Annotated in this window: 14 protein-coding genes; 5 read left to right on the forward strand and 9 right to left on the reverse strand. The window is 63.4% G+C overall.

Going from position 1 to position 22,601, the window contains the following annotated elements; all coding sequences use genetic code 11:
• From VEK15_04185 to VEK15_04215, 7 genes are all read right to left on the reverse strand, one after another.
• Positions 1–420: cation:dicarboxylase symporter family transporter (locus VEK15_04185; GenBank protein HXV59870.1), on the reverse strand; the 420-nt coding region annotated here is incomplete at its 3' end.
• 18 nt (positions 421–438) lie between these two features.
• On the reverse strand, positions 439–1,116 hold the full coding sequence (locus VEK15_04190; GenBank protein ID HXV59871.1) for a TetR/AcrR family transcriptional regulator: 678 nt from the start codon (positions 1,114–1,116) through the stop codon (positions 439–441).
• Between the two features lie 86 nt (positions 1,117–1,202).
• Positions 1,203–1,352, reverse strand: a complete 150-nt coding sequence (locus VEK15_04195) for a hypothetical protein (GenBank protein HXV59872.1) — start codon at positions 1,350–1,352, stop codon at positions 1,203–1,205.
• On the reverse strand, positions 1,349–3,172 hold the full coding sequence (locus VEK15_04200; protein ID HXV59873.1) for an extracellular solute-binding protein: 1,824 nt from the start codon (positions 3,170–3,172) through the stop codon (positions 1,349–1,351). The genes VEK15_04195 and VEK15_04200 overlap by 4 nt, the downstream gene beginning before the upstream one ends.
• Before the next feature lie 147 nt (positions 3,173–3,319).
• Complete coding sequence (locus VEK15_04205; GenBank protein ID HXV59874.1) at positions 3,320–4,159, reverse strand: ABC transporter permease; 840 nt, start codon at positions 4,157–4,159, stop codon at positions 3,320–3,322.
• Positions 4,156–5,199: an ABC transporter ATP-binding protein gene (locus tag VEK15_04210; protein HXV59875.1), complete on the reverse strand. Its 1,044-nt coding sequence runs from the start codon at positions 5,197–5,199 to the stop codon at positions 4,156–4,158. The genes VEK15_04205 and VEK15_04210 overlap by 4 nt, the downstream gene beginning before the upstream one ends.
• Positions 5,200–5,251: 52 nt before the next feature.
• Positions 5,252–6,499 (reverse strand): SLC13 family permease, encoded by a 1,248-nt coding sequence (locus VEK15_04215; GenBank protein HXV59876.1) that lies wholly within the window; start codon positions 6,497–6,499, stop codon positions 5,252–5,254.
• A gap of 216 nt (positions 6,500–6,715) precedes the next feature.
• Between VEK15_04215 and VEK15_04220 the strand changes: the two genes are divergently transcribed.
• A complete protein-coding gene (locus tag VEK15_04220) occupies positions 6,716–7,663 on the forward strand; it encodes a zinc metalloprotease HtpX (GenBank protein HXV59877.1) in 948 nt (315 codons plus the stop codon).
• A gap of 13 nt (positions 7,664–7,676) precedes the next feature.
• Here the strand turns inward: VEK15_04220 and VEK15_04225 are convergent, their stop codons facing one another.
• Positions 7,677–12,617, reverse strand: coding sequence for a metallophosphoesterase (locus VEK15_04225; protein ID HXV59878.1), 4,941 nt, complete (start codon positions 12,615–12,617; stop codon positions 7,677–7,679).
• Positions 12,618–12,898: 281 nt separating this feature from the next.
• On the opposite strand from VEK15_04225, the gene VEK15_04230 reads away from it, so the two are divergent.
• The 4 genes from VEK15_04230 to VEK15_04245 all read left to right on the forward strand — a co-directional run bounded on the left by VEK15_04230 (position 12,899) and on the right by VEK15_04245 (position 19,714).
• A complete protein-coding gene (locus VEK15_04230) occupies positions 12,899–13,180 on the forward strand; it encodes a hypothetical protein (GenBank protein HXV59879.1) in 282 nt (93 codons plus the stop codon).
• Positions 13,181–13,253: 73 nt separating this feature from the next.
• On the forward strand, positions 13,254–15,575 hold the full coding sequence (locus tag VEK15_04235) for a TonB-dependent receptor (protein ID HXV59880.1): 2,322 nt from the start codon (positions 13,254–13,256) through the stop codon (positions 15,573–15,575).
• 21 nt (positions 15,576–15,596) lie between these two features.
• Positions 15,597–16,421: an isocitrate lyase/phosphoenolpyruvate mutase family protein gene (locus tag VEK15_04240; protein ID HXV59881.1), complete on the forward strand. Its 825-nt coding sequence runs from the start codon at positions 15,597–15,599 to the stop codon at positions 16,419–16,421.
• 113 nt (positions 16,422–16,534) lie between these two features.
• On the forward strand, positions 16,535–19,714 hold the full coding sequence (locus VEK15_04245; protein ID HXV59882.1) for a glycosyl hydrolase: 3,180 nt from the start codon (positions 16,535–16,537) through the stop codon (positions 19,712–19,714).
• Between the two features lie 123 nt (positions 19,715–19,837).
• Here the strand turns inward: VEK15_04245 and VEK15_04250 are convergent, their stop codons facing one another.
• Complete coding sequence (locus tag VEK15_04250; GenBank protein ID HXV59883.1) at positions 19,838–22,597, reverse strand: ABC transporter permease; 2,760 nt, start codon at positions 22,595–22,597, stop codon at positions 19,838–19,840.
• Between the last annotated feature and the right edge of the window lie 4 nt (positions 22,598–22,601).

Here is a 22,601-nt window from a genome sequence, read left to right on the forward strand (position 1 = left end):
CGCTTCGCTTCGGAAGCTTTCCATGAGCTGCGCCTGGGAGGCGGGGTCGAAGCCGGCTCCCGGTCGAAACAGGTTGACCAGCAGAAGACCCAGCGTGGCGGATGCCGCTGTCGTGGCCACGAAGTAGAGGAAAGTCTTGACCGAAAGCCGCCCCAGCTTTCCAACTTTACCGAGGTTGACGACCCCCAGGACGAGGGAGCAGAAGACGAGGGGGATGACGACCATGAAGAGCATGTTCAGGAAAATCTGCCCGAGGGGCCGCGTCAGGTAGCGAACGACCCAGGCGACCCCATCGGGGTCGATCCGGCCGGCGCCGACCAGGAGATTGACGGCCACACCGGCGACGGCGCCTGCGACGAGGCTGAGAACGATGAGCGTGTGTTGCGAGAGCCTGGGTCGGGCGTCGATCGGACTCACCACGCCGGCCGTTCTTTCGACTCAGCTCTTGGAGCGCACGCCGTCGAGCCAGATCGCCGTCAAGCTTTTCGCGACCTCGCGAACGTCGCGCGTTTCTCCCTGCTTGACGCCGAAGATCGCCTGGCTCTGGATGGTGTAGATGAGCATTCCGATGAAGGCCCGAGCCGCCAGAAAGGGCTCGACGGGACGGAATCTGCCTTCCTCGATCCTTCGATCCACGTGACTCGCAAGCAGCTCGCGATACCGGGCGACGTAGGTGTTGAAGAACCGCTGAGAGAGGCGATGATTCTCGAGGGCACTGTAGAGCAAGAGCCGCATCAGCGTGCTGTCTTCGTCATAGAGGTTCAAGATCTGCTCGGCGATCGCGGAAAAGACTTCTTGGTCGTTCTCGGATTTCTCCAGCATCTCCTGGAGCCTCTCCGGGCCTCCCGACATCCGACACTTGCGTTCGATGGAGGCCCAGTACAAATCTTCTTTGCTCTGAAAATGGCGGAACAGGAGAGCTTCGTTGATGCGCGCCCGCTCGGCAATCTGCCTCGTGGTGGTCCCGTCGAATCCCTGAGCGGCGAAGAGTTGAGTAGCGACCGAGAGCAGTTGCTCGCGCCGATCTTCCGAGGAGAGCCGCTCGCGCTTGCCCCTTGCATTCGAGCGCGCCGGGGCTTTGCGGGTTCCCGTCTTCAACCGGGCGCGTTTCGGCATAGTAAGTACTTACTTATATGATCGGCGATGTTGCTGTCAAGGCGAGACGGCTGCAACCTGCCCCTCGAGACGCACTCGGTGTACCGTCATTCCAGTCTCTGGAGTTGGACGTCCATGCTATCCAACATCAACCCGGGCGAGGCGGCGAGGAGATTGCGGCGCTGCGCTACCCCGATTCCACGGTACCAAGCGAGGGGTCGACGCCGCGCTTCATCGGGCAACTCGACGACGCTCATTGCGCGGTCTTGACCTCGGTCCAGAGACGGTCGTACAAAAGGGTCGCCTGCCCGATGTCGTGAATGAGCTCCACCCGCTCGAGCACGTCGTCTCCGGGGAAAATCGCAGGGTTCGTCCGAACGGGCTCGGGCAATAGGCGTCGCGCCGCTTGGTTGGGGGAGCTGTACTGCATCGTGGCGCAGATCTCCGCGGCAATCTCCGCCTCCAGGGTGAAGTCGATGAAGGCATGGGCGAGCTCGGGATTCCGAGCCGATGATGGAATCACCAGGCTGTCGATGAAGAGACTCCCGCCTTCTTCGGGAATCACGTAGGCAATGTCCGGGTCGATATCCATCACCCGGGCGAACTGGCCGTTCCAGCCGTGGGCGATCCAGACGTCGCCCGCGAGAAGGACGTCCTGGAAGTTGGCCGAATCGTAAGCTTTCACCAGCCGCTTCTGTCTCAGCAGAAGCTCTTGCGCCATTCGAAGCGTGGCTTCATCGGTTGTGTTGAGACTGAAGCCCCTCCACTTCAGCGCGGCTCCGAAGGTCTCGCGAGGATCGTCCAGCATCAAGATACGTTCGGCGTAGCGCTCGTCCCAGAGCGATTCCCAGGACTCCACCAACCCCACGCGGCTCTTTCGGTAGGCGATCCCCGCCGTCCCCCAGAAGTAGGGAACGGAGTAGCGGTTCCCCGGATCGTATTCCGGGTCCAGAAAGCGGGGGTCTAGATTCACGAGGTTTGGAAGCGCCGAGTGATCCAGGGGAAGCAGCAGGTTCTGTTTCTTCAGGATTTCGACGCCATAGTTGGTGGGACAGAGGACATCGTAGTCGATGTTCCCCGCCTGAACTTTCGCCAACAGAGCCTCGACGCTGTCGTAGAGATCCACGTTGACTCGCGCACCGTAACGATCTTCGAACTTCTTCAGGGTCTCGGGGGCGATGTAGTTCGACCAGATGTAGACGTTCAGGATCTTGTCGGAATCGGGGCGAGGCGGCACCAGAGCGAATGGCAGCGCGAGGATGCCGAGACCGGCGGCGGCGGGAATGGCCGCCTTCCAGAGCCTGACGCCATGCTCGATCCACCACGAGGCGAGAAGAATGAGCGCCGTCGCCGTCAGGAGAACCGTGGACACGGCGTTGATCTCGGGAGAGACCCCGCTACGGACCATGGAATAGACCTGGATTGGCAGCGTGGTCGAGCCGACGCCGGCGACGAAAGATGTGATGACGTAATCGTCGATGGACAAAGCGAACACGAGAAGAGCCGCTGCCAGCACTCCGGGCGCGATATTGGGGAGAGTGACCATGAAAAAAGTACGTCCCGGAGACGCCCCAAGATCCATCGCCGCCTCCTCGAGGGCGCGGTTGAGACCGGCGAGACGTGCCCGAACAACCAGGACCACGTAAGAGACCGAGAATGCAACGTGGGCGAAGATCACGGAGGCGAACCCGAGACGGATCCCGAGGGCGGCGAAGAGAAGAAGGAGGGACGAGGCCATCACGATCTCGGGAACGACGATGGGGAGGGTGACGAGTGCTCGAAAGGAAGCCTGTCTCCGGAAACGGTGGCGATGAAGAGCTAGCGCGGCTGCGGTGCCGGCCACCGTCGAAAGGACCGTGGCGGCGAGAGCCACGATGAGACTGTTTCGAAGCGATCTGAGGACCGCGGTGTCAGCGAGAAGTTTGGCGTACCACTGAAGCGTGAACCCCTCCCAGGCAGAGGTCAACCTACCTCGATTGAAGGAGAACGCCGCCAGGACTGCGAGAGGAGCGTAAAGAAACGAGTAGACGGCGAGACTTCCGAGACCCAGGGTGCGGGAGGTAAGATGCCTTCGCATTCTAGTGCCTCAATGCCGTGGCGGGACCCGTAATCGATCGTGCCGCCACGGCTCGGGCTGCTTACGGCGCGGGCTGCTTACGGCGCGGCAAGCGCGCCGGGCTCGCTCCGCTCGCGCAGGCTGAGCCGAGTTTTTCATCACCCTGCTCTAGAGCTCCTCGGCCGCGCGAAGAGGCTTCCGGAAGACGAAGAGCAGCGCGATCACGGTGAGCGAGAGGAGAAACGAAAGGGCAGCGCCGAACGGTACGTCGCGGGCGACGGCGAACTGGCTCTGAATCAGGTTCCCCACGTACATGGTCCTGCCGCCCCCGAGGAGGTCCGGGGCGAGGAAGGCGCCGAGCGAGGGGATGAAGACGAGGACCGAGCCTGCGGCGATGCCCGGTGCGGTCAGAGGGACCGTGACCTTCCAGAACGTTCTCGTCGGGGTCGCTCCGAGATCGGCGGCCGCTTCGAGAACGGATCGATCGAGCCTATCGATGGCGACGTAAAGAGGCAGGATCATGAAGGGGAGCTCGCCATAGACCTGGCCGAGGAGAACGGCGAAATCGTTGTACAGCAGGGGAAGCCGGGGGAGCCCCAGTCTCTGGAGCGTGAGATTGACGAGGCCCTCGTCACGGAGGATGAAGATCCAGGCGTACATGCGCACCAGCATGCTCGTCCAGAAGGGCAGAATGACGAGCACCACGAGCGCGTTGCGCCAGGCTTTGGGAGCGCGAAGCCCGAGCCAGAGGGCGACGGGATAAGCGGCGAGGAGACAGAGAGCGGTCGTGAGACCGGCGAGGAGGAAGCTTCGAGCGAGAATGTCCAGGTAGATGGGCTCGAGCGCGCGGAGATAGTTATCGACGTTCCAATCCCGAACCACGCCGCCGTAGGCGCTTCGCCGCCCCAGGGAAGCGCCGAACATCAGAATCTGAGGCAGAACGAAGAGCGCAACCAGCACCAGCAAGCAAGGCATCAACAGAAGGAACGCCTGTCTCCGGCGGTTCATGACTCGAGCCGAAAAACGTCCGACGGAAGGAAGCGGATGGTGATTGGCTCACCCTTTTTCCTCTGCTCGACGACGGCCGCGCTTTCGGCCACCTGGAAGAGCTCATCCGCCACCCGCACCCTCCACTCGGTTCGATCACCGAGATAGACCTCGTCAGTTAGAATCCCTTCGAGCTTCTGGATCGCGTTACCGGACGGAGCGTGGGTGGTGATGCGTTCCGGGCGGATCCCGATCGTTACGTTGTCTCCTACGCGGAAGCCTCCATCGTCGGCGGCGCGAACGCTGACGCCTCCCCGAGTGCGGACGGTGGCGAAGCCACCTTCGATTTCGAGCACGACGGCATCGAAGAGGTTCTTGACTGCCATGAAGTCGGCTACGAATCGCGTTCGCGGGCGCTGGTAGAGAGACTCGGGAGTATCGAGCTGCTCGATGTGTCCGTCGTTCATGACCGCGATTCGGTCGGCCATGACGAGAGCCTCTTCCTGGTCGTGAGTGACGAAGAGGAACGTGGTCCGAAGACGTTGCTGAAGATTCTTGACCTCCAGCTGCATCTCTTTGCGGAGCTTCAAGTCGAGGGCCGCCATGGGCTCATCGAGGAGCAGGACGTCCGGTTCGAGCACCACGGCCCGAGCCAGGGCCACCCGCTGCTTCTGCCCTCCGGAGAGCTGGTCGATGCGCCTCTGACCAAGCCCGGAGAGTCGCACCATGTCGAGGACACGAGCCACTTTGCTTTCGATGTCCGTCCTCGAGAGCCCCGCACTTTCGAGACCGAAGGCGACGTTTCCGGCGACGGTTCGATGGGGGAAGAGTGCGTAGTCCTGGAAGACGGTGTTGGCCGGTCTCTGGTAGGGAGGACGCCCGTCCATGTTCTGCCCCGAGATCCAGATCGAGCCGGCATCGGGTGACTCGAAGCCCGCGACGAGACGCAGGAGCGTCGTCTTTCCGCAACCCGAGGGACCCAGTAGGGTGAGAAACTCGCCTGGCCGCACTTCGAGCGAGACGTCGTCGAGCGCCAGCACGTCGCCGTAGACTTTGCGCACTCTTTCGATTGCGACGGCTCCCCGCGTCGGTGTCGCTCCGGCCATTGCTTGGCTAGATGCCCAGAAGGCCAAAGAAGACGTAGCACACCGCGGCGCCGACGACGCTCATCGAAAGGCCCCACAACAGCAGCTTGTTGAACAGGCGGGTGCGGTTCTCGTGAGCCGGTGCGACGGCGATACAAAGAGCGCCGAGGGTCGAAAGCGGCGAAACATCGACCAGGTGGGCTCCCACGTTGATCGAGGAAGCAATGGCCAGGGCATCGCCTCCTCCCAACTTCTCGATCAGGCCGGGAATGGTCGGAAGAAAAGACGGGAGCACGACGCCCGAGGAGCTGCTATAGACCGAGATGACACCCGTCACGAAGGCGATGACACCGGTGATGCTCCGCGGTGTCGAGAAACGAGTCAGAAACCCGGTAAAGAGGTCCATGCCGCCGGTTTTCTCGAGCACCGAGATAAGCACGGTCACGCCCGCGACCATAAGGATGGTGTTCCAGGGGATCGCCTTAATGGCCTGTTCTTCGTCGGCGGCTCGCGCGAGCGTAAGCACCGCGGCGGCGATGAAGGCACTCATTCCCACATCCAGACCGAAGACGACTACACTCAGAATCCAGGTCGCAATGGCCGCGAGCGTCAAGCTTTGCCGCCAATCGAACGGCGCATCGGGCGCCGCGTGCCCCGCCGTCACCTCGCGTGCCAGGAGCCTCGTCCCTCCGAGTAGGAAATAGCCCGTGATGCCGACGAATGTCTGGGCGATGAGGTTGCTCGAAAAGATACGCCATTCGACCGATGTGATCCCGATGCGCGCCAGCTGCCCATTGGCGATGATCCCCGTCGGAGCGAATGGGGAGAGGGCGCCGGAGTTCGCCCCGGTCGCAACCATGATCGTCATGAGGAAGGCGCTTACGCCGATCCTGCCCGCGACGCTCATGGCCAGGGGAGCGAGCGCCGCCGTCGCCGCGATGTTTCCCGCGCCGATCGTGGAGAGCGCCATGGCCAGAAAGAAGAAAACGAGGGGGACGATTCCCGGATTGCCGCGAGCGAGGCGAACGCTTCGGTTGACGACGGGGTCGAGGGAGCCGTTGACCTTGGCCTGGGCGAAGAGGAGGGAAACGCCGACGAGGACGAGGAAGAGGCTCGAGGGGAAGCCGGCGGCGACGTCTGAGGCCTTCATCCCCGCAAAGAAGACGCCCACGAAGAAGGCGAAGGCGATTGAGAGGAGTCCGACGTTGATGGGTGTGAAGCAGCTGAAGAGGATCGCGATTGCAAAGGCGGCGAGGGAGAGAAAGGCAGCGCTCAAGAGCGACGGACCCCTGGCCGGATCACGGGTATCGCAGGACGGTGCGCGAGAACCTGGGAAAGTCGTCCCGCGCCCGAGCGGGCGACGCGCTTCGGCGCATAGTAAGCACTTACTTACACGCTTCGCAGGGCTCTGTCAAGATCGCACTGCGTCACGACTTCCTGGGCCCCTCCCTCGTTGCTCGGCGAGTTCCGAGCCGCGTTAGACTGGCTCGACATGTCTCAGACTCTGGTGCACTCCCACCGCGGCACCAACGCGCTCCACACCTTGCTGCTGCTCGCGTGCATGGGCCTCCTGATGCTCGTCCTGGGTTACGCCCTTGCCGGCAGAGGCGGAGCCGCCGTCGCGGCGGGCTTCGGTGTCTTCGCCCTCTGGGTGAGTCCGCGCATCGCACCGAACGTCATCATGCGGCTCTACGGAGCGCGTGCTCTCTACCCGGGGGAGCTGCCGGCACTCGAGAACGTCCTGGCGGCACTGACGCAGCGCTCGGGATTGGCTTCGGTGCCGCGCCTGTACTACGTGCCCTCGCAGGTGATGAACGCCTTCACCGTGGGCGATCGGGAACGAGCGGCCATTGGCGTCACCGACGGGTTACTGAGAGCGCTGAATCTCCGCGAGCTCACTGGCGTACTGGCTCACGAGGTCAGTCATCTGCGAAACAACGACCTCCGGGTGATGACGCTGGCGGACATGGTGAGCCGGATGACGACGAGCCTCTCGTTCGTGGGGCAGCTTCTGTTGCTGATCAACCTGCCCCTGCTTCTTATGGGTCGCGTCACTGTGCCGTGGCTTCTCGTGTTACTGCTGCTCGCCGCTCCAAGCCTGGCGACCCTGCTCCAGCTCGCGCTTTCCCGGACGCGAGAGCACGACGCCGATATCGGCGCTTACGAGCTTACTGGCGATGCCCGCGGGCTCGCTTCGGCCTTGGCGAAGATGGAGCGCTACCAGAGGCGCTTCCTGGATCTCGTGGTTCCCGGGCGCAAGATTCCCGACCCGTCTCTGCTGCGAACGCATCCTAACGCCGAAGAGCGCATCGAAAGGTTGCTCCGCTTGGAGGGCGCTCCGCCCGAGCCCGTCCCCGAAACCGTGAGACTTGCCGTTCCCGTCCGTTTCCCGAGGGTCGAGCACGGACCTCGCTGGCATTGGACAGGCCTGTGGTATTGATGGCCCGAGGCTCTCAGGGAGCCACGACGCAAGAGCCCGTGCCCGTGTCGGTGAAAGTGCTTCCCGCCACGGGGACGAACTCCCATTCGTAGCTCGTCGGATGAAGCGTCAACTTCAAAACCCCGTGTGAATCCCGGTAACGGACTTCGCTGTTCGGCTCGATGGTCGCGAACTCATAGAGGGAGGCACCTCCGGTGCCGACGACAAACTGACGGATGCCGCGGGTCCCGTCCAGATTCCCATTCGAGTCCTGAGGTGCGAAGCGCTCGTAGTCGTGATCGTGGGCGGTCAGGACCACATCGGCACCGGCTTGATAGAGCATGTCGAACAGGTCCACGGCGGCGGCAGCGTTGCCATGGGGGCCGGAGCTGAATCGTGGATGATGCCAATAGGCGAGGGTGCAGGTGCTCGGGTTCGCCGCCAGGTCGGCCTGCAACCATTGTCCCTGAGGCGACCCGGGCCCACAACCACCCACATCAGAGCAATTGCTGTTGAGAGCGATGATGTGCCACGACCCCAGGTCGTAGCTGTAGTAGCCCTCTTCCGGATTGCCCGCGGCGGCGCCGAAGTAGACGAAATAAGCGGATGCACCCGGAGTGTGGTAATCGTGATTCCCCGTCGAAGGGCGCGTCCGCCATTTGTGACGCCCCCAGGTCGGGTCGTAGCAGTTGGTGAATTCCTGCGCCGTGCCATCGGGGTAGACGTGATCACCAAATGTGACCACGGTGCCGGAAATGCCGTCGAGAAGCGCGGCCGTCGCCTCGTCGTTCTGAGAGCTGCAGGTAGCGATGTCTCCGGCTCCCACGACCACGATCCCTCCCGGAGACACCGTCAGCACAGCCTGATCGAAAGCCGTGAGGCCATCCGTGTCGATCGCTGTCGCGCTAACGATGTGCGTGCCCTCCGAAAGATCGAAGCGGACAAAAGCGCCTCCCGTTCCGATGACACCGTCGAGATTGGACTCCCACGTTAGACCGGACGTCAGGTCCCCGTCCTCGGGGTCGGTTGCGCCACCGGAGAAGACAATGTGTTCTCCTGTTTCGAACGTCGCTCCATTCACGGGAGTGGTGATCGTTACCTGGGGTGGGTTGTTCTCGAGAATTCCCGTGTATTCGACATGCAAGAGCGGTGCGCCGCTCGGAAGGCCGTCGTAGGCCTCCGCCGTGCGTCTACCCGTGCCGGTGATGATGACCGACAGGGCGTTTCCACTCGACCAGCCGGGCCGGCTCACGATCTCCTGTATCACGGGAGTGAGATTAGGAGTTCGCTGGCCTGACCCCGCCTCGCCCGCGGTCGTCCACGCCGGTGCGGTCCAAAGGACCGAGGCTAACGTCCGTGGTCTCGTGGATACCTCACCGCTGGACGCGACGAACGCAAAGGAATGATCAGCCGATTCGCCCTCGATGAGAAGAAGCGTCGGAGCGCTGCCCGTTTCATCGGTTTGAAATTGAATGTAAGCATTCGAGATGGCGGCATCCCGAGGGAGGTCGACCCCGTCGAAGCGAATCCCGACCGTCTGGGTAGATGCTTCCTCGACGAGCTCGAGATCGCTGCTGGTGAGCCGAACGATGCCGCTCTGATCCTCTTCGGCGTCGTCCGAGCTCGATACAACTCGGGCCTGGACGATCGTCGCCGCCGGATCGCCCACGGACAGGTTGACCGAGGCCTCTCCCATCAGGCCCTCGCCATCCACGGCGGAGGCGGTGATCGTGTGACTCCCCGATGAAAGCGTGGTCGTCGAGATCGAGCCGCCCATGCCTAGGCTGCCGTCCCGATCGGACTCCCAAACGAGGCTCGCGGTAAGGTCCCCATCCTCCAAGTCGCTTGCCGTCGCGGAGAAGTCCACGTTCTCGCCGAAATCGAAGCTTGCCCCGTCGACCGGCAGAGTGATGGCCACCGTCGGCGGCGTATTGTTCACCGTCACGATGATTTGATCCGAGCCGGTAAGCCCCTCGCTATCCGTCACCGACGCGGCAATCGTGTGCTGGCCGAGAGAGAGCGCGGAATGGCTGAACGAGCCCCCGGTTCCGATCTCTCCATCGACGTTCGAGGTCCAGGAGAGTGCGGCGGTGAGGTCCCCGTCCTCCACATCGCTAGCCGTCCCCGAGAAATCGACGTTCTCGTCGAAATCGAAGCTCGCCCCGTCCACCGGCAGAGCGATGGCCACCGTCGGCGGTGTGTTGTTGACCGTCAAGATGAGTTGATCCGAGCCGATAAGTCCTTCGCTGTCGATAACCAAAGCGGTAATCGTGTGCTGGCCGAGTGAGAGCGCGGCATGGGTGAACGAGCCGCCCGCCCCGATCTCTCCATCGACGTCCGAGGTCCAGGAGAGTGCGGCGGTGAGGTCCCCATCCTCTAAATCGCTCGCTGTCCCCGAGAAAAAGATGGCCTCGCCGAAATCGAAGCTCGCGCCGCTCGCAGGTGAAGTGATGCTCACACCGGGTGGTGTGCTGGTGAACACCTGCAGCGTGATTTGGTCGGTTGCGGTGAGCCCCACGCTATCCGTCACCGAGGCGGTGATCGTGTGCGGGCCAGGAGAAAGCAGGCTCGTGATGAAAGACCCCCCGGAACCGACGCTACCGTCCAAGTCCGAGATCCAGGTGAGGCTGGCGGTGAGATCGCCGTCCTCGGGGTCGCTTGCCGTACCGGCAAAATCGATCGCCGTCCCGAGCTCGAAACTCGACCCTCCGGAAGGTGACATGATGCTCACGCTCGGGGGCGTGTCGTGCACCGTGATCGTGATCTGATCCGATCCGACGAGTCCTCCGTCGTCAGAGGCTCGGGCCGTGACCCGATGCAGTCCCGAGGACAGACCCGTTACCGAAATGGCCCTGCCCGATCCGATGCTTCCGTCCCGGTCCGACACCCATGACAGATTGGGACTGAGATCGCCGTCTTCCTCGTCCGTGGCAACGCCCACGAAATCGACCGGCACGCCGGGACCAAAGCTTGATCCATCGGCGGGCGCATCGATCGAGACGAGCGGCAACGCGTCGACGGTGCATGCCGGGTCGAGCTGCATCGTGACCCACGCGCCGCTTCCCACGGAGAAACCGTTCTCGATGATGATGCGACTGCCGGCGCGGAAGACCACGGAGCCGGGGTCCATGATGTGGAAATCCGGACCCAGGACGATCGTGTCGCAGGCGAGGTAGAAGCGATTGTCGGTCACTAGATCGCTCGTCAGTACGCGATCGGTGAACAGGAGGCTCTGGTAACTCACGTGAAGCGAGGGAGCGTTCATCGGATCGCCGTCGTGGGCCCGCGCCATCCTCGTGCCGGTGCCGGTGACGATCAGAGACAACGAATGGCCACTCTCCCAACCGGGCCGGGAAACGATCTCCTCGAGAACGGAGGCGATATCCGGCGTACGCTGATCGATGCCGGCCTCGCCCATCGCCAGCCAATCGGGTGGAGACCAGGAAACCGCGGCGCTGGTTCGCGGCCGCGACGACACGTTTGCGCCCGACGAGCTGAACGTAGAGGCATCATCGACCGCCTCTCCCTCGATGGTGAGTGAACCTGGCCCGGTGCTGATTCCGCTCGCCTGAAACTGAACGTAGGCTTCGGAAACGTTCGCGCCTCGAGGAATCCCGACCTGCGGAAAACGTAAGCCGACCGTTTGGGGCGTGCCACTGGCCTGGTCGTGCACCAGATCCAGGTCGAAGCTGCCGAGGGCCACGCTTCCGGTTGCCGACTCCTCGGCGTCGTCGGACGATGACGCGACGCTCGCTTCGACCAACGTCGTTTCGCCCGCGGTCGCGGTCACGGTGATGGTGATCAGGGCGACACCACTCAGGCCCCCCGAGTTCGTTGCCGAGGAGCTGATCTCGTGGGTGCCCGCCGAGAGCGTCGTCGTGGAGAAAGAGCCCCCGGTTCCCACGAGACCGTCACGGTCCGAGGTCCAAGTGAGACTTCCAGTGAGGTCGCCGTCCTCGAGGTCGTTCGCTGCGCCCACGAAGCTCACTGGCTCGCCAACCATCAATACCGCGCCGGCGGAAGGCGAGCTGATGGTCGTCGCCGGTGGTTGACGAGGCTCGATGCAATCCCCCCTGCCCGAGTCGGTAAACGACATGCCGGCGATGGGAACGAAATCCCACTCATACGAGGTCGCGTGTAACGTCAGCTTCAAAACACCGTGCGTGTCGGAGTTTCTCACCTCGCTGTTCGGCAGTACGCTCGCGAACGGTTGAAGCGGTGCCCCCCCGGTCCCGACGACGAACTGGCGAATCCCGTGAGCCAGATCGAGCGTTCCATCGGGATCTTGAGGGGCGAATCGTTCGTAGTCGTGGTCGTGGCCGTTCAAGACTACGTCGGCACCGGCGTCGTAGAGGATCTGAAAGAGATCACCGGCCGAGGCCGAGCTTCCCTCGGCGCCCGAGCTGAATCGGGCGTGATGCCAGTAGGCGAGCGAACAGGTGCTGGGGTTCGAAGCGAGGTCAGCCTGCAGCCACTGCCCCTGAGGGGAATCGGCGTCGCAGCCTCCGACTTCGAGACAGTTACTGTTGAGAACGATGATATGCCAGCTTCCCAGGTCGTAGCTGTAGTAGCCTTCTCCGGAATTGCCGGCCAGGTCGCCGAAATAGCCGAAGTAGCCTGACGCGCCCGCCGTGCTGTAGTCGTGATCGCCCGCCGAGGGGCGCGTGCGGTCTTTGTGCTGCCCCCAGCTCGGATCGTAACAACTCGCAAATTTCTGGGCCGTGGCGTTCGGATAGGCATGGTCGCCGAGGGTGAACACCGTGCCCGGAATGCCGTCCAGAAGCGCCGCCGTCTGGTCGTCGTTTTGAGGACCGCAACCGGCAATATCGCCGGCACCGACCAGGACGATCGGATCGGGGTCGACCTCCGCGGAAGAGTCCGGGACGGTCGCGAGCGAAAGCGGTAAGGCCAGAATCCAAGAGCCGCTAGAGCGTTTCCAACCAAAGATGCCAGTCGTCGCGGTGCGAAAACGCATGTCCCCCAAATCCCGATGCAATCGTTGGGGGATGGACCAACGTCTGGCGAACGAGAGCTCAAGGGTGGCTAGCTCGGTCTCGCAGGATTAGCGCTGAAAGAAGGTGCGCTGTCTGCAACCCAACCCGCTATGCCCCCGAACCCGGTCGGACCGCTTCAGACAGGAAAAATTGTAGCACACTCTCGGCGAATGCCGTCCTCCCCAAATGCGTCGCTCTACCGGGCCTCCCATCATTTGCGCGGTCGACAGCGGAATTGCTAGCCTTCAGAGGAGCTGGAGCCATGAGCCTTCTTGATCGGTTCCGTAGGTCGGCGAGGTCGCTCGCCCTGGCCATGGGGCTCGCCAGCTTGCTCGTCGGGCTCATTGGGCTCGCGCCACACGAGGACGGGGACGGAAGAACGTGCCTCGTCTGCAAAGTGCGGCAGGAACCGTTCGAGGCGCACTCGGCCGAAGCGGTCCTGGGAGGGCCGCCGCTGCGGGCGACCGATGCCCCCGTTCTGGGCGTATCCGCTCCGCGGCCAATCGTCTTCGACGCGAGTTCTCCTCGCGCACCTCCCGCCTAGCTTCGAACCGACCCTCGTGGACGAGGGTTCCGTACATTCAAGCTGGGTTTTTCGTTATCAAGGGAGGACTCCATTGAAACCGTTTATTCGTATCGGTCCATCATTCTCGGTCGCTCTCACGTTTTTCGTCTCGTTGGCAAAGGCGCAGGAAACGGGCTCGGTGAGCGGCACCGTTACCCTTGCGGCGACGGGCGATCCCGTCCACGGCGCAATCGTGCTCGTCATCGGGTTGGGAGAATTCACGACGACCGACAGCGAGGGGCACTTCCGCTTCGACCACATCCCCGCGGGCACTCATTATCTCCTCGTTCAGCGCGAGCATCTCACCGCGGAGAGACAGCAAATCATCGTGACGCCAGAACAGAACCTGGAAGTCGAATTCGCACTTGGGCTCTCGCCGATTCACGAGAATGTCACCGTCACCACGAGCGCTCGAGGGGAAGCCACGGCATTGGAGCAGTTCAATGCGGTGACCACCCTCGATTCCTTCGAGCTGTCGAAGGACATGTGGGGAAGCCTCGGTGAGGTCCTGCAAAACGAGGCGGGAGTCGCGAAACGGAGTTTCGGACCGGCTTCGAGCCGCCCCATCATCCGCGGCTTCGATGGCGACCGTGTCCTCATCATGGAGGACGGCATTCGCACGGGAGATCTCTCGAGCCAATCCGCGGATCATGGCGTGACGATCGATCCGGCGAACCTGGAGCGGATCGAGATCATCAAGGGACCGGCCACTCTGCTTTACGGCTCGAACGCCGTGGGAGGCGTGGTGAATACCATCACGCCTCACGATAGCTTCCGGCGCTCTCAGCCCCAGGGTATGAGAGGACAGGTCGTGCTCGACGCCGGTAGCGCCAACGATCAGCTCGGTGGGAACGCGAACCTCCGTTACGGAAACGGAGGCTGGATGTTCTGGGGGAGCGGGGGCGCGCGTCGAACCGGCGACTATGACACGCCCGGGGGCAGGATCGAGAACTCCGCATCCGAGCTGGCGAACGGCAGCGCCGGGGCCGGTTTCTATGGCGATCGCGCGTTCATCAGCCTGGGATATGGAATCGAGGACGGGCGGTTCGGGATCCCGGGAGCCGGCGAGCTGCACGGCCACGAGGGAGAAGAAGGAGAGCATGCGGGAGAGGAGGCATTCTTCGTCGATAGCTCGCCGCGGCGACAAAACGTTCGCTTCGACGTCGGATTGAGCGAGCTCGACAGCGCCTTTCTCGATTCGACACGCGTGACCTTCCAGTACACCGACTGGAACCACGACGAGATCGAGATCGCCGACGGAATCGAGGCCGTCGCGACCTCTTTCATGAACGATGTCTATCTTCTCCGTGCGGAGCTCGAGCAACGGCGGAGCGCCAGGCTCTCGGGCCGCTTCGGCCTCTGGTTTCAGAACCGGGACTACGAGGTGATCGGAGAAGAAGCGCTGGCGCCGCGCACGAAGCAGAATGCTTTCGCCGGCTTCGCCTACGAAGAGCTCACTCTGGGATCGGCGACGACGCTCTCCTTCGGCGGGCGGGTCGAGTACAACGACTATGACCCCGCGGCGCGGGAGGGCGGGCAGGATACCAACTCGCACGAGGGCGAAGTGCCGGTTGCCGGACACGAGGACGAGCCGCCAGAAAGCATCGCTCGATCGTTCACGGGATTGTCGGGCTCGGTCGGGTTGCGCCACGACCTCACGAGCTCCGCCGCCTTGGTGGGAAATTTCACGAGCTCGTACCGAGCTCCGGCTCTCGAGGAGCTCTACAACTTTGGCCCTCACGTGGGGAATCTCGCATTCGAGATCGGCGATCCCAACCTCGGCCGCGAGCGCATCAACGGCATCGACCTCGCCCTTCGCGGACGTTCGAGCGGTCTCGATACCGACGTCAACTTCTTCTATTACGACATCGGAAACTTCGTCTATCCGGCCTTCCAGGAGGAGATCGTGAACGGACTGCGCCTGGCGGAGTACCGGCAGGACGACGCGCGATTCGTCGGCTTCGACGCACAAGCGAATCTTCGCGTCACCCATTTCCTGTGGATCAAAGCGGGCTTCGGCTACGTCGACGCGAAGTTGACGGATATCGCCGAGTACGTGCCCCGTATTCCTCCATTCCACGGCCGGGTAGAGATCGAGATTCCGTACGAAGCTTTCACGATCACGCCAGAGATCATCTGGTCGGCCAGGCAGGACAGGATCTTCGGGACGGGCGAGACTCCCACCGACGGCTACATTGTGCTGAATCTCAAAGCGCATTACACGCTGGCGCGGACCCACCAGGCGCACATCTTTTCCGTGAATGCGTATAATTTGACCGACGAGCTCTACCGGATGCACACGAACTTCATCAAGGATTTCGCGCCTGAGATCGGCAGGGGAGTCAAGTTCACGTACTCCCTGCGGCTCTTCTAGCTGCACGCTAACGACGTGAAGATCACACAAGCGCAGAAAGCGGAGCGGTTTCGTGCTCTGCACCGGCGAGAGGGCGCCTTTGTCATTCCGAACCCTTGGGACGTGGGATCGGCGCGCCTTTTGGCCGCGCTCGGCTTCGAGGCTTTGGCCACGACGAGCTCCGGATTCGCCAACAGCCTCGGGCGCACCGACGGCGAAGTCACGCTCGATGAGAAGCTCGAACACTGTCGGGCACTGAGCGCGGCGACGGAGGTTCCCGTGAGCGCGGACCTCGAGAATTGCTTTGCCGACGATCCGGTAACTGCGGCCGAAACCATTACGCTGGCGGCACAGGCCGGCGTCGTCGGCGGATCGATCGAAGACTACACTGGTGATGACTCGAAGCCGATCTATGACCTCGGTCTGGCGGTGGAACGGGTAGCCGCTGCGGTCGAAGCGGCACGAAGGCTGCCCTTCCCCTTCACTCTTACCGCCAGGGCCGAGAACCTGCTGCACGGCCGGAACGATCTGGACGACACCATCGAGCGCCTGATGGCTTTCGAAGCCGCGGGCGCGGATGTGTTGTACGCCCCTGGGCTCGAGACGCTGGATCAGGTGAGCGAAGTGACGCGCGCCGTCGGCAAACCGGTGAACGTCCTGGCCCCGCCGTTGAGGGCCGCCACTCTCGCGCAACTGGCCGAGGCGGGGGCGAAGCGGGTCAGCATCGGTGGCGCGCTGTGCCGCGCGGCCTTTTCACCGGTGATTCGCGCAGCCGTTGCGATGCGGGATTCGGGAAGCTTCGGATGGACCGCGAACCTGGTGTCGAGCGCGGAGATCGAGCGGCTGTTTCGCAAGTTGGGAACTTGAGCCAACCGCTCCGGAATCGCTTCACCGGGCGACCCCGCGCGGCGCGCGACGAGGTCCTCGCCTCCGGGGGGACGCACGGGGGTATATGATGTCCCGCTCGACGAGGAGGAGTCATGCACCCATTGAAGTCGCTGGTGGTCACGGTTTTGGTTTTTTCCCCCTGGACCCGGATCGTTGCGGCGCAGCCCGGGCCCGCCATCGACCCGGTATTCCTCGAGTCGCTGGAGTACCGGAACATCGGACCCTATCGGGGCGGTCGGGTGACGGCGGTCGCCGGCGTGGCCGATCAGGTGCACACCTTCTACATGGGATCGACGGGAGGCGGTGTCTGGCGGACCGACGACGCCGGTCAGACGTGGAAGAACCTCACCGACGGGCAGATCGCCGCCGGCTCGATTGGTGCGATTGCCGTCGCCCCTTCGGACGCAAACGTCGTCTACGTGGGAACGGGCTCTGCGTGCCCGAGAGGTAACGTGTCCGCCGGAATCGGCATGTACCGTTCGACCGATGCGGGAAAGAGCTGGGCTCATATCGGTCTTCCCGAAGCCGGGCAAATCGGCAAAGTCCTCGTTCACCCCAACGATCCCGACCTCGTCTACGTTGCGGCACTCGGCCACATCTTCGGTCCGAACGAAGATCGCGGTGTCTATCGGACCCGTGATGGCGGAAAGACCTGGGAGAAGGTGCTCTACATCAGCGAGAAGACGGGTGCGAACGATCTTTCCATCGACCCGAGAAACCCGCGGATCCTCTACGCGGGGATGTGGCGGGCGGAGCGCAAGCCCTTCACGATGTTGAGTGGCGATCCGGATGAGGGTGGCCTGTACAAGTCGACGGATGGTGGTGACACGTGGAACGAGCTCACCGAGGGTCTCCCCAAGGGTCCCACGGGCAAAATCGGCGTATCGGTCTCCCCTTCGAATCCGGACCGTGTCTTCGCGCTCATCGAGGCGGAACCGGCGGAAGCCGGGCTCTATCGTTCGGACGACGGGGGGAAGTCGTTCCAGCTCGTCAATACCGACCGGAGCTTCGTGCAGCGAGCCTGGTACTACACGCATGTGTTCGCCGATCCTCTCGACGCCAATACCGTCTACGTCCTCAATGTCTTGATGCACCGCTCCGTCGACGGCGGGAAGAGCTTCGATACGATTCGAGTCCCCCATGGGGATACCCACGACCTCTGGATCAATCCCCATGACAACCAGGTCATGGTCTATGGCGACGACGGGGGCGCCGCGGTAAGCCTCACTGCCGGAGCGACCTGGTCGCCTCAGTCCAATCAGCCCACGGCGGAGTTCTACCGGGTCACGACGGACCATCGCTTCCCCTATTGGGTCTACGGAGCGCAGCAGGACAACACCACCGTGCGCATCGTGAGCCGCACCAATGGTCTCGGCATCTCGACGAAGGACTGGCACCAGGTCGGCGGATGCGAGAGCGGGCACATCGCTATCGACCCGCGCGACGCCGATGCGAACATCGTCTTCGCGGGATGCTACGGCGGGTCCATCACCCGCTACGACCACCGTTCGGGACAGGTCCGGGAGATCACGACCGCACCGCAGCTCGCCCTCGGACACGCCGCCGAAGACCTCGACTATCGATTCCAGTGGAACGCCCCGATCCGGATCTCGAAGCACGACCCGCGCGTGCTCTACCACACGTCCAACTACGTGCATCGCTCCACGGACGAGGGCCAGACCTGGCGGATCGTGAGCCCCGACCTGACCGTGGCCAACCCCGAGATGCTCCAGGACGCGGGCGGCCCCATCACGAAGGACCAAACCGGTGTCGAGGTCTATGCCACGATCTTCGTCTTCGAGGAATCGCCGCTGACGCCAGGAGAGCTGTGGGCCGGAACGGATGATGGACGCGTTCACCTCACGCGGGACGATGGGGTCACCTGGAGCGAGATCTCCCCTGCCGGCATACCCGAGTTCGGGACGGTGAACTCGATAGATATCTCGACGCATCAGGCGGGCCGCGCGACGATTTCCGTCTACAACTATCGTTTCGATGATTTCACGCCCTATATCTTTCGCACCAACGATTACGGGAGCTCGTGGGAGCGCATCGCCGACGGCACGCGAGGGATTCCGGAGAAGCATTTCGTTCGCGTCGTTCGCGAGGACCCCGATCGACGCGGACTCTTCTACGCCGGCACGGAATACGGAATGTACGTCTCTTTCGACGACGGGAGGAGCTGGCAGACGCTTCAGCTCAACCTTCCGGTGACCCCCGTCACCGATCTCCAGATCAAGGACCAGGATCTCGTGCTCTCGACCCAGGGGCGTTCGTTCTGGATTCTCGACGACCTCACGCCGCTTCATGAATTGACCGAAGAGGTGACGCAATCCCGCTATCACCTGTTGAAGCCGCGCGACGCCTACCGGATACGCGGTGGCGGGTTCGATATACCATCGGGTCCGCAAGGAAAGAACCCGTCCGCGGGCGCCGCCATTTATTACACCCTCTCAGAGGACTTGCCCGAGGACGAGGAGCTGACGCTCGAGATCCTGGATGCCTCGGGTGAGGTCATCCGCACCTTCTCGAGCAAGACGCCGGAGAAGCGAGCGCGGAATCTGTTCGCGGAGTTCTTCGGTTTCGGTGATGCCGCCAAAACGCCTCCCGCGAAAAAGGGTCTCAACCGATGGACCTGGGATCTCGGCTATCCCGACGGACGCACCGCGCCCGACACGATCATGTGGGGCGCGATCACCGGGCCACCGGCGCCTCCCGGTCGCTACCAGGTTCGAATGACCGTCTCTGGCTGGTCGGCTACCGAGCCGTTCGAAATCAGGAAGGATCCGCGTGTGGACGCGACCGAGGCCGACCTGGAGGAGCAGTTCCGGCTCGCCATCGGCGTTCGGGACCTCTTCTCCGAAAGTCACGACGCTTTGATCAAGACGCGGAGCGTTCGCGACCAAGTCGATGGGCTCGTCGAGCGTCTCACGGCGGCCGATCGGGCACAGGGTCTCGAAGAGCCCGCGACCGCTCTCACCGAGGCGCTCTCGTCGATCGAGGAGAAGATCTACCAGACGAAGAACGAATCCATGCAGGATCCGTTGAACTTCCAGCCCAAGCTCGACAATCGGATTGCCAACCTCTATGGAATCGTCCTCAGCGCCGAGGCCAAGCCGACGGCTGCCGCACGCGAGCACTACGAGAGTCTGAAGCTGGAGTTGGCTGATGTCCAGCAGGAGCTCGACGCCGTGCTCGCGAACGAGCTCGTACGATTCCAGGACGCGGTGGCCTCGAAGGGTGTCGGGCCGGTGATCGTGCCGACGCCGTAGTCAGCTATCTGTCCGGCCTCCCAGACGGCGGCGGCGACGCCCCCGCCGAGTCACGATTCGGATTCCGCCGAGCACGTCGACGGCTCGACCGCACCCGAGCACGGAGCCCTTTGGAAGTAACGACTACTCGACCCGGAGTCCCTCGACGGGGTCGACCCGCATGGCGCGGATGGCCGGGGGTACGCAGGCGAGGATCGCGGCGATGACGAGGAGCCCGCTGGCGGCCAGCGTCGAGCCGGCGTCGCTCGGGGATACGCCGAACAGGACGTGAGTGAGCGTGCTCTCGGCGAGGCGAATGACGACGAGTCCGAGCAAGACACCCACCGCGACGAGCGCGGCACTCTGGCGTACGACCATACGGCCGACGCTCGCGGGGCGAGCGCCGAGGGTGAGCCGAATCGCCAGCTCCCGTTTGCGGAGCGCCACCGACCAGGAAAAGAGCCCATAGACGCCGAGCGCGGCAAGAATGGCCGCCAGGGCTCCGAAGAACAGGAGCACGGTCATAAGGAGCCGCTGTTCGGAAGTGCGGGCCGCGAGCCGGTCGGGCCAGGTTCGGGCAGCCGCCATCGGAACCCCGGGTGCCACCTCTCTCAGCGCCGTTCTCACGGCGTCGAGGGCGATGGCCGCATCCGCGGAGCGCACGGCGAGAAACAGCTCACGGAACGTGAACTGGCGGGTTGTAAGGTACAACGCGGCCTCCACGGGCTGGCCCAGCGGGGCGTTTCGGATGTCCCCGACCACGCCCACGACTTCCATCGGGTAGGGCCCGTCGCGGCCGAGAAGGTTTCGTCCGAGCGGACCGATACCCCGCGAGTAGAGCACGAGGATGCTCCCCACGGCATCCCGGTCCGACAGATACTGCCGTGCGAACGACTCATTGACGATCAGAACGCCCGGTGCGTCGGATCGATCGAGCGAGGTGAACCTGCGCCCGCGAATGAGACTGGCCCCCATGGCCTCGAGGTAGCCTTCGCTGACGCTGTGCATCTGCACTTGCGGCAGGTCGTTGACGTCGGCGACGGCATCTTCGCCCTGGATCGAGAAGGGATTTCTCCAGCCGACCTCGAAGGGGAGGAAGTTGGTCGCTCCCACGGCTTCCACGCCCGGCTGCTCGCGGATTCGCTCGACGATTCGGTTGTGGGTGTCGGCGACGACGTTCCAGTCGTTATAGGCGTCGCTCGCCAGCTGGATCGTCGTGGTGAGCACGGAGTCGGCATCGACGCCCGTCGGTGTCTCCATCATTTCGCGCACGGTGCGCACGAGCAGCGCCGAGCTCGTCAAAAGGGCGCAGGCGAGAGCGACTTCGCCGGCGACCAGAAGCGAGTAGATACGCCTCGCGCCTCTCGAGCTGCCTCGCTCACCGGACTTGAGGTCGGTCGTCAGCTTGCCGCGGAAGAGCAGAAACGCTGGCAGGAGACCGAAGAACAGCGTCGTCCCCGCGGCAATCGCGAGACCCACTCCGAGTGATTCCCAGCCGATTCGTGCTTCCACCAGGCGCGGAATCTCGACCGGGGTGAGCCGAACCAGAAGCGGCAGGGCCGCCGCCGCGGCGGCGACTCCGGCGGCGGCGGCCACCAGCGAAAGGAGGAAGCTTTCAGCCATCAATTGAGAGATCAGCTGCTTCGGTGAAGCGCCCAGGGCGATGCGAAGGGCGATCTCCCGCTCGCGCGACAGGGCGCGGGTCACCAGGAGCGTGGCTACGTTGAGCACGCCGATAACGAGAAGCAGTCCGACGGCGCCGAAGAGCACGAAAAGAGCGGGGCGGTAGTAACCGAGCTGCTCTTCGAGCAGCGGAATCAACCGGGAGCCCCAACCGGGACCGGTGGTGTTCGTCGTTCCCGCGGTCTCGGTCTCTAGCCGGGTCCAGAGCGAGTCGATGGCGCTTTGCGCCTGCTCGATCGTCGTTCCCTCCGAGAGCCGGGCGACCGCTTCCATGAAATGGGCCTGGCGGCTGTGCTGGGTCATGTCCCAGCGAAGCCGCTCCCAGACGTCGATGTCGTCCGGATAGTGAAATCCAGCCGGCATCACGCCCAGGATGGTGTACGGCGTATCGTTGAATCTCAGCTGCGTGCCGACGATGGAGGGACTGGCACCGTATCGCGACCTCCACAAGCGGTCGCTGATGACGGCGACGAGCTCGTTGTTCAAGAACAGCGGCCCACCCTCGGGAAATCCGGGGCCGATTTGCGGGCGAACGCCGAGGAGATCGAAGAGGTTGCCGCTCACCTCGATGGTGTTGACGCGGATCGGATCGAGCCCGGGATCGGCAAGGTTGATTCCGGGACGCCACCACGCCGCGGCGTCCTCGAAGACCTCGAGCTCACGCTGGTCACTGAAGTTCACCGGGGAAATCGGATCGTGAAAACGCCCCTTGCCCACGTGGGTATCCCAGATCGTCACGAGTCGGTCCGGCTCCTCGTACGGGAGAGGCCTCAGCACGACCGAATCGACGACGCTATAGATGGTGGTGGCCGCCCCTACCCCCAGGCCCAGTACCAGCGTGGTGATGACGGCGAAAGCCGGCCGCTTTAGGAGGTGGCGAAGAGCGATGCGAAAAGCAAGAGTCGGTTGGATGCTTCTCCCTCTCGCGAGTCGGGCGGTGTCATCGGCCAGTCGCCCTTGGAGCGTCCGGGTGTGGCCCAAGGGGGAGTGCTTCAGTTGACGCAGAGAGGAGGCCTCGAGCGACGTCAGCTCGTCCAGAACGCGCGCGCGGGCGCGAACGGGCTCGAATCCGTCGGATAGCGCGGCGCGGTAGAGATCCTCGAGATGCTGCGCGAGCTCTTCCACGGTGGATTGCGGCAAATCGACGCCCGTGAGCTCGGCCTTCTGAAGCACGGCGGCCCGCCAGTCGATGGCGGGGTCGGACGCCGGATCGGTCGACATCGGC

The organism is Vicinamibacteria bacterium, assembly GCA_035620555.1.
Lineage (GTDB): Bacteria > Acidobacteriota > Vicinamibacteria > Marinacidobacterales > SMYC01 > DASPGQ01.

Excerpts from the sequence above, each read along its gene's own strand:
- VEK15_04245 (HXV59882.1), top strand. The coding sequence starts at position 16,535 with ATGCACCCATTGAAGTCGCTGGTGGTCACGGTTTTGGTTTTTTCCCCC.
- VEK15_04220 (HXV59877.1), top strand. The coding sequence starts at position 6,716 with ATGTCTCAGACTCTGGTGCACTCCCACCGCGGCACCAACGCGCTCCAC.
- VEK15_04195 (HXV59872.1), bottom strand. The coding sequence starts at position 1,352 with ATGAGCGTCGTCGAGTTGCCCGATGAAGCGCGGCGTCGACCCCTCGCT.
- VEK15_04230 (HXV59879.1), top strand. The coding sequence starts at position 12,899 with ATGAGCCTTCTTGATCGGTTCCGTAGGTCGGCGAGGTCGCTCGCCCTG.
- VEK15_04225 (HXV59878.1), bottom strand. The coding sequence starts at position 12,617 with ATGCGTTTTCGCACCGCGACGACTGGCATCTTTGGTTGGAAACGCTCT.
- VEK15_04250 (HXV59883.1), bottom strand. The coding sequence starts at position 22,597 with ATGTCGACCGATCCGGCGTCCGACCCCGCCATCGACTGGCGGGCCGCC.
- VEK15_04205 (HXV59874.1), bottom strand. The coding sequence starts at position 4,159 with ATGAACCGCCGGAGACAGGCGTTCCTTCTGTTGATGCCTTGCTTGCTG.
- VEK15_04200 (HXV59873.1), bottom strand. The coding sequence starts at position 3,172 with ATGCGAAGGCATCTTACCTCCCGCACCCTGGGTCTCGGAAGTCTCGCC.
- VEK15_04190 (HXV59871.1), bottom strand. The coding sequence starts at position 1,116 with ATGCCGAAACGCGCCCGGTTGAAGACGGGAACCCGCAAAGCCCCGGCG.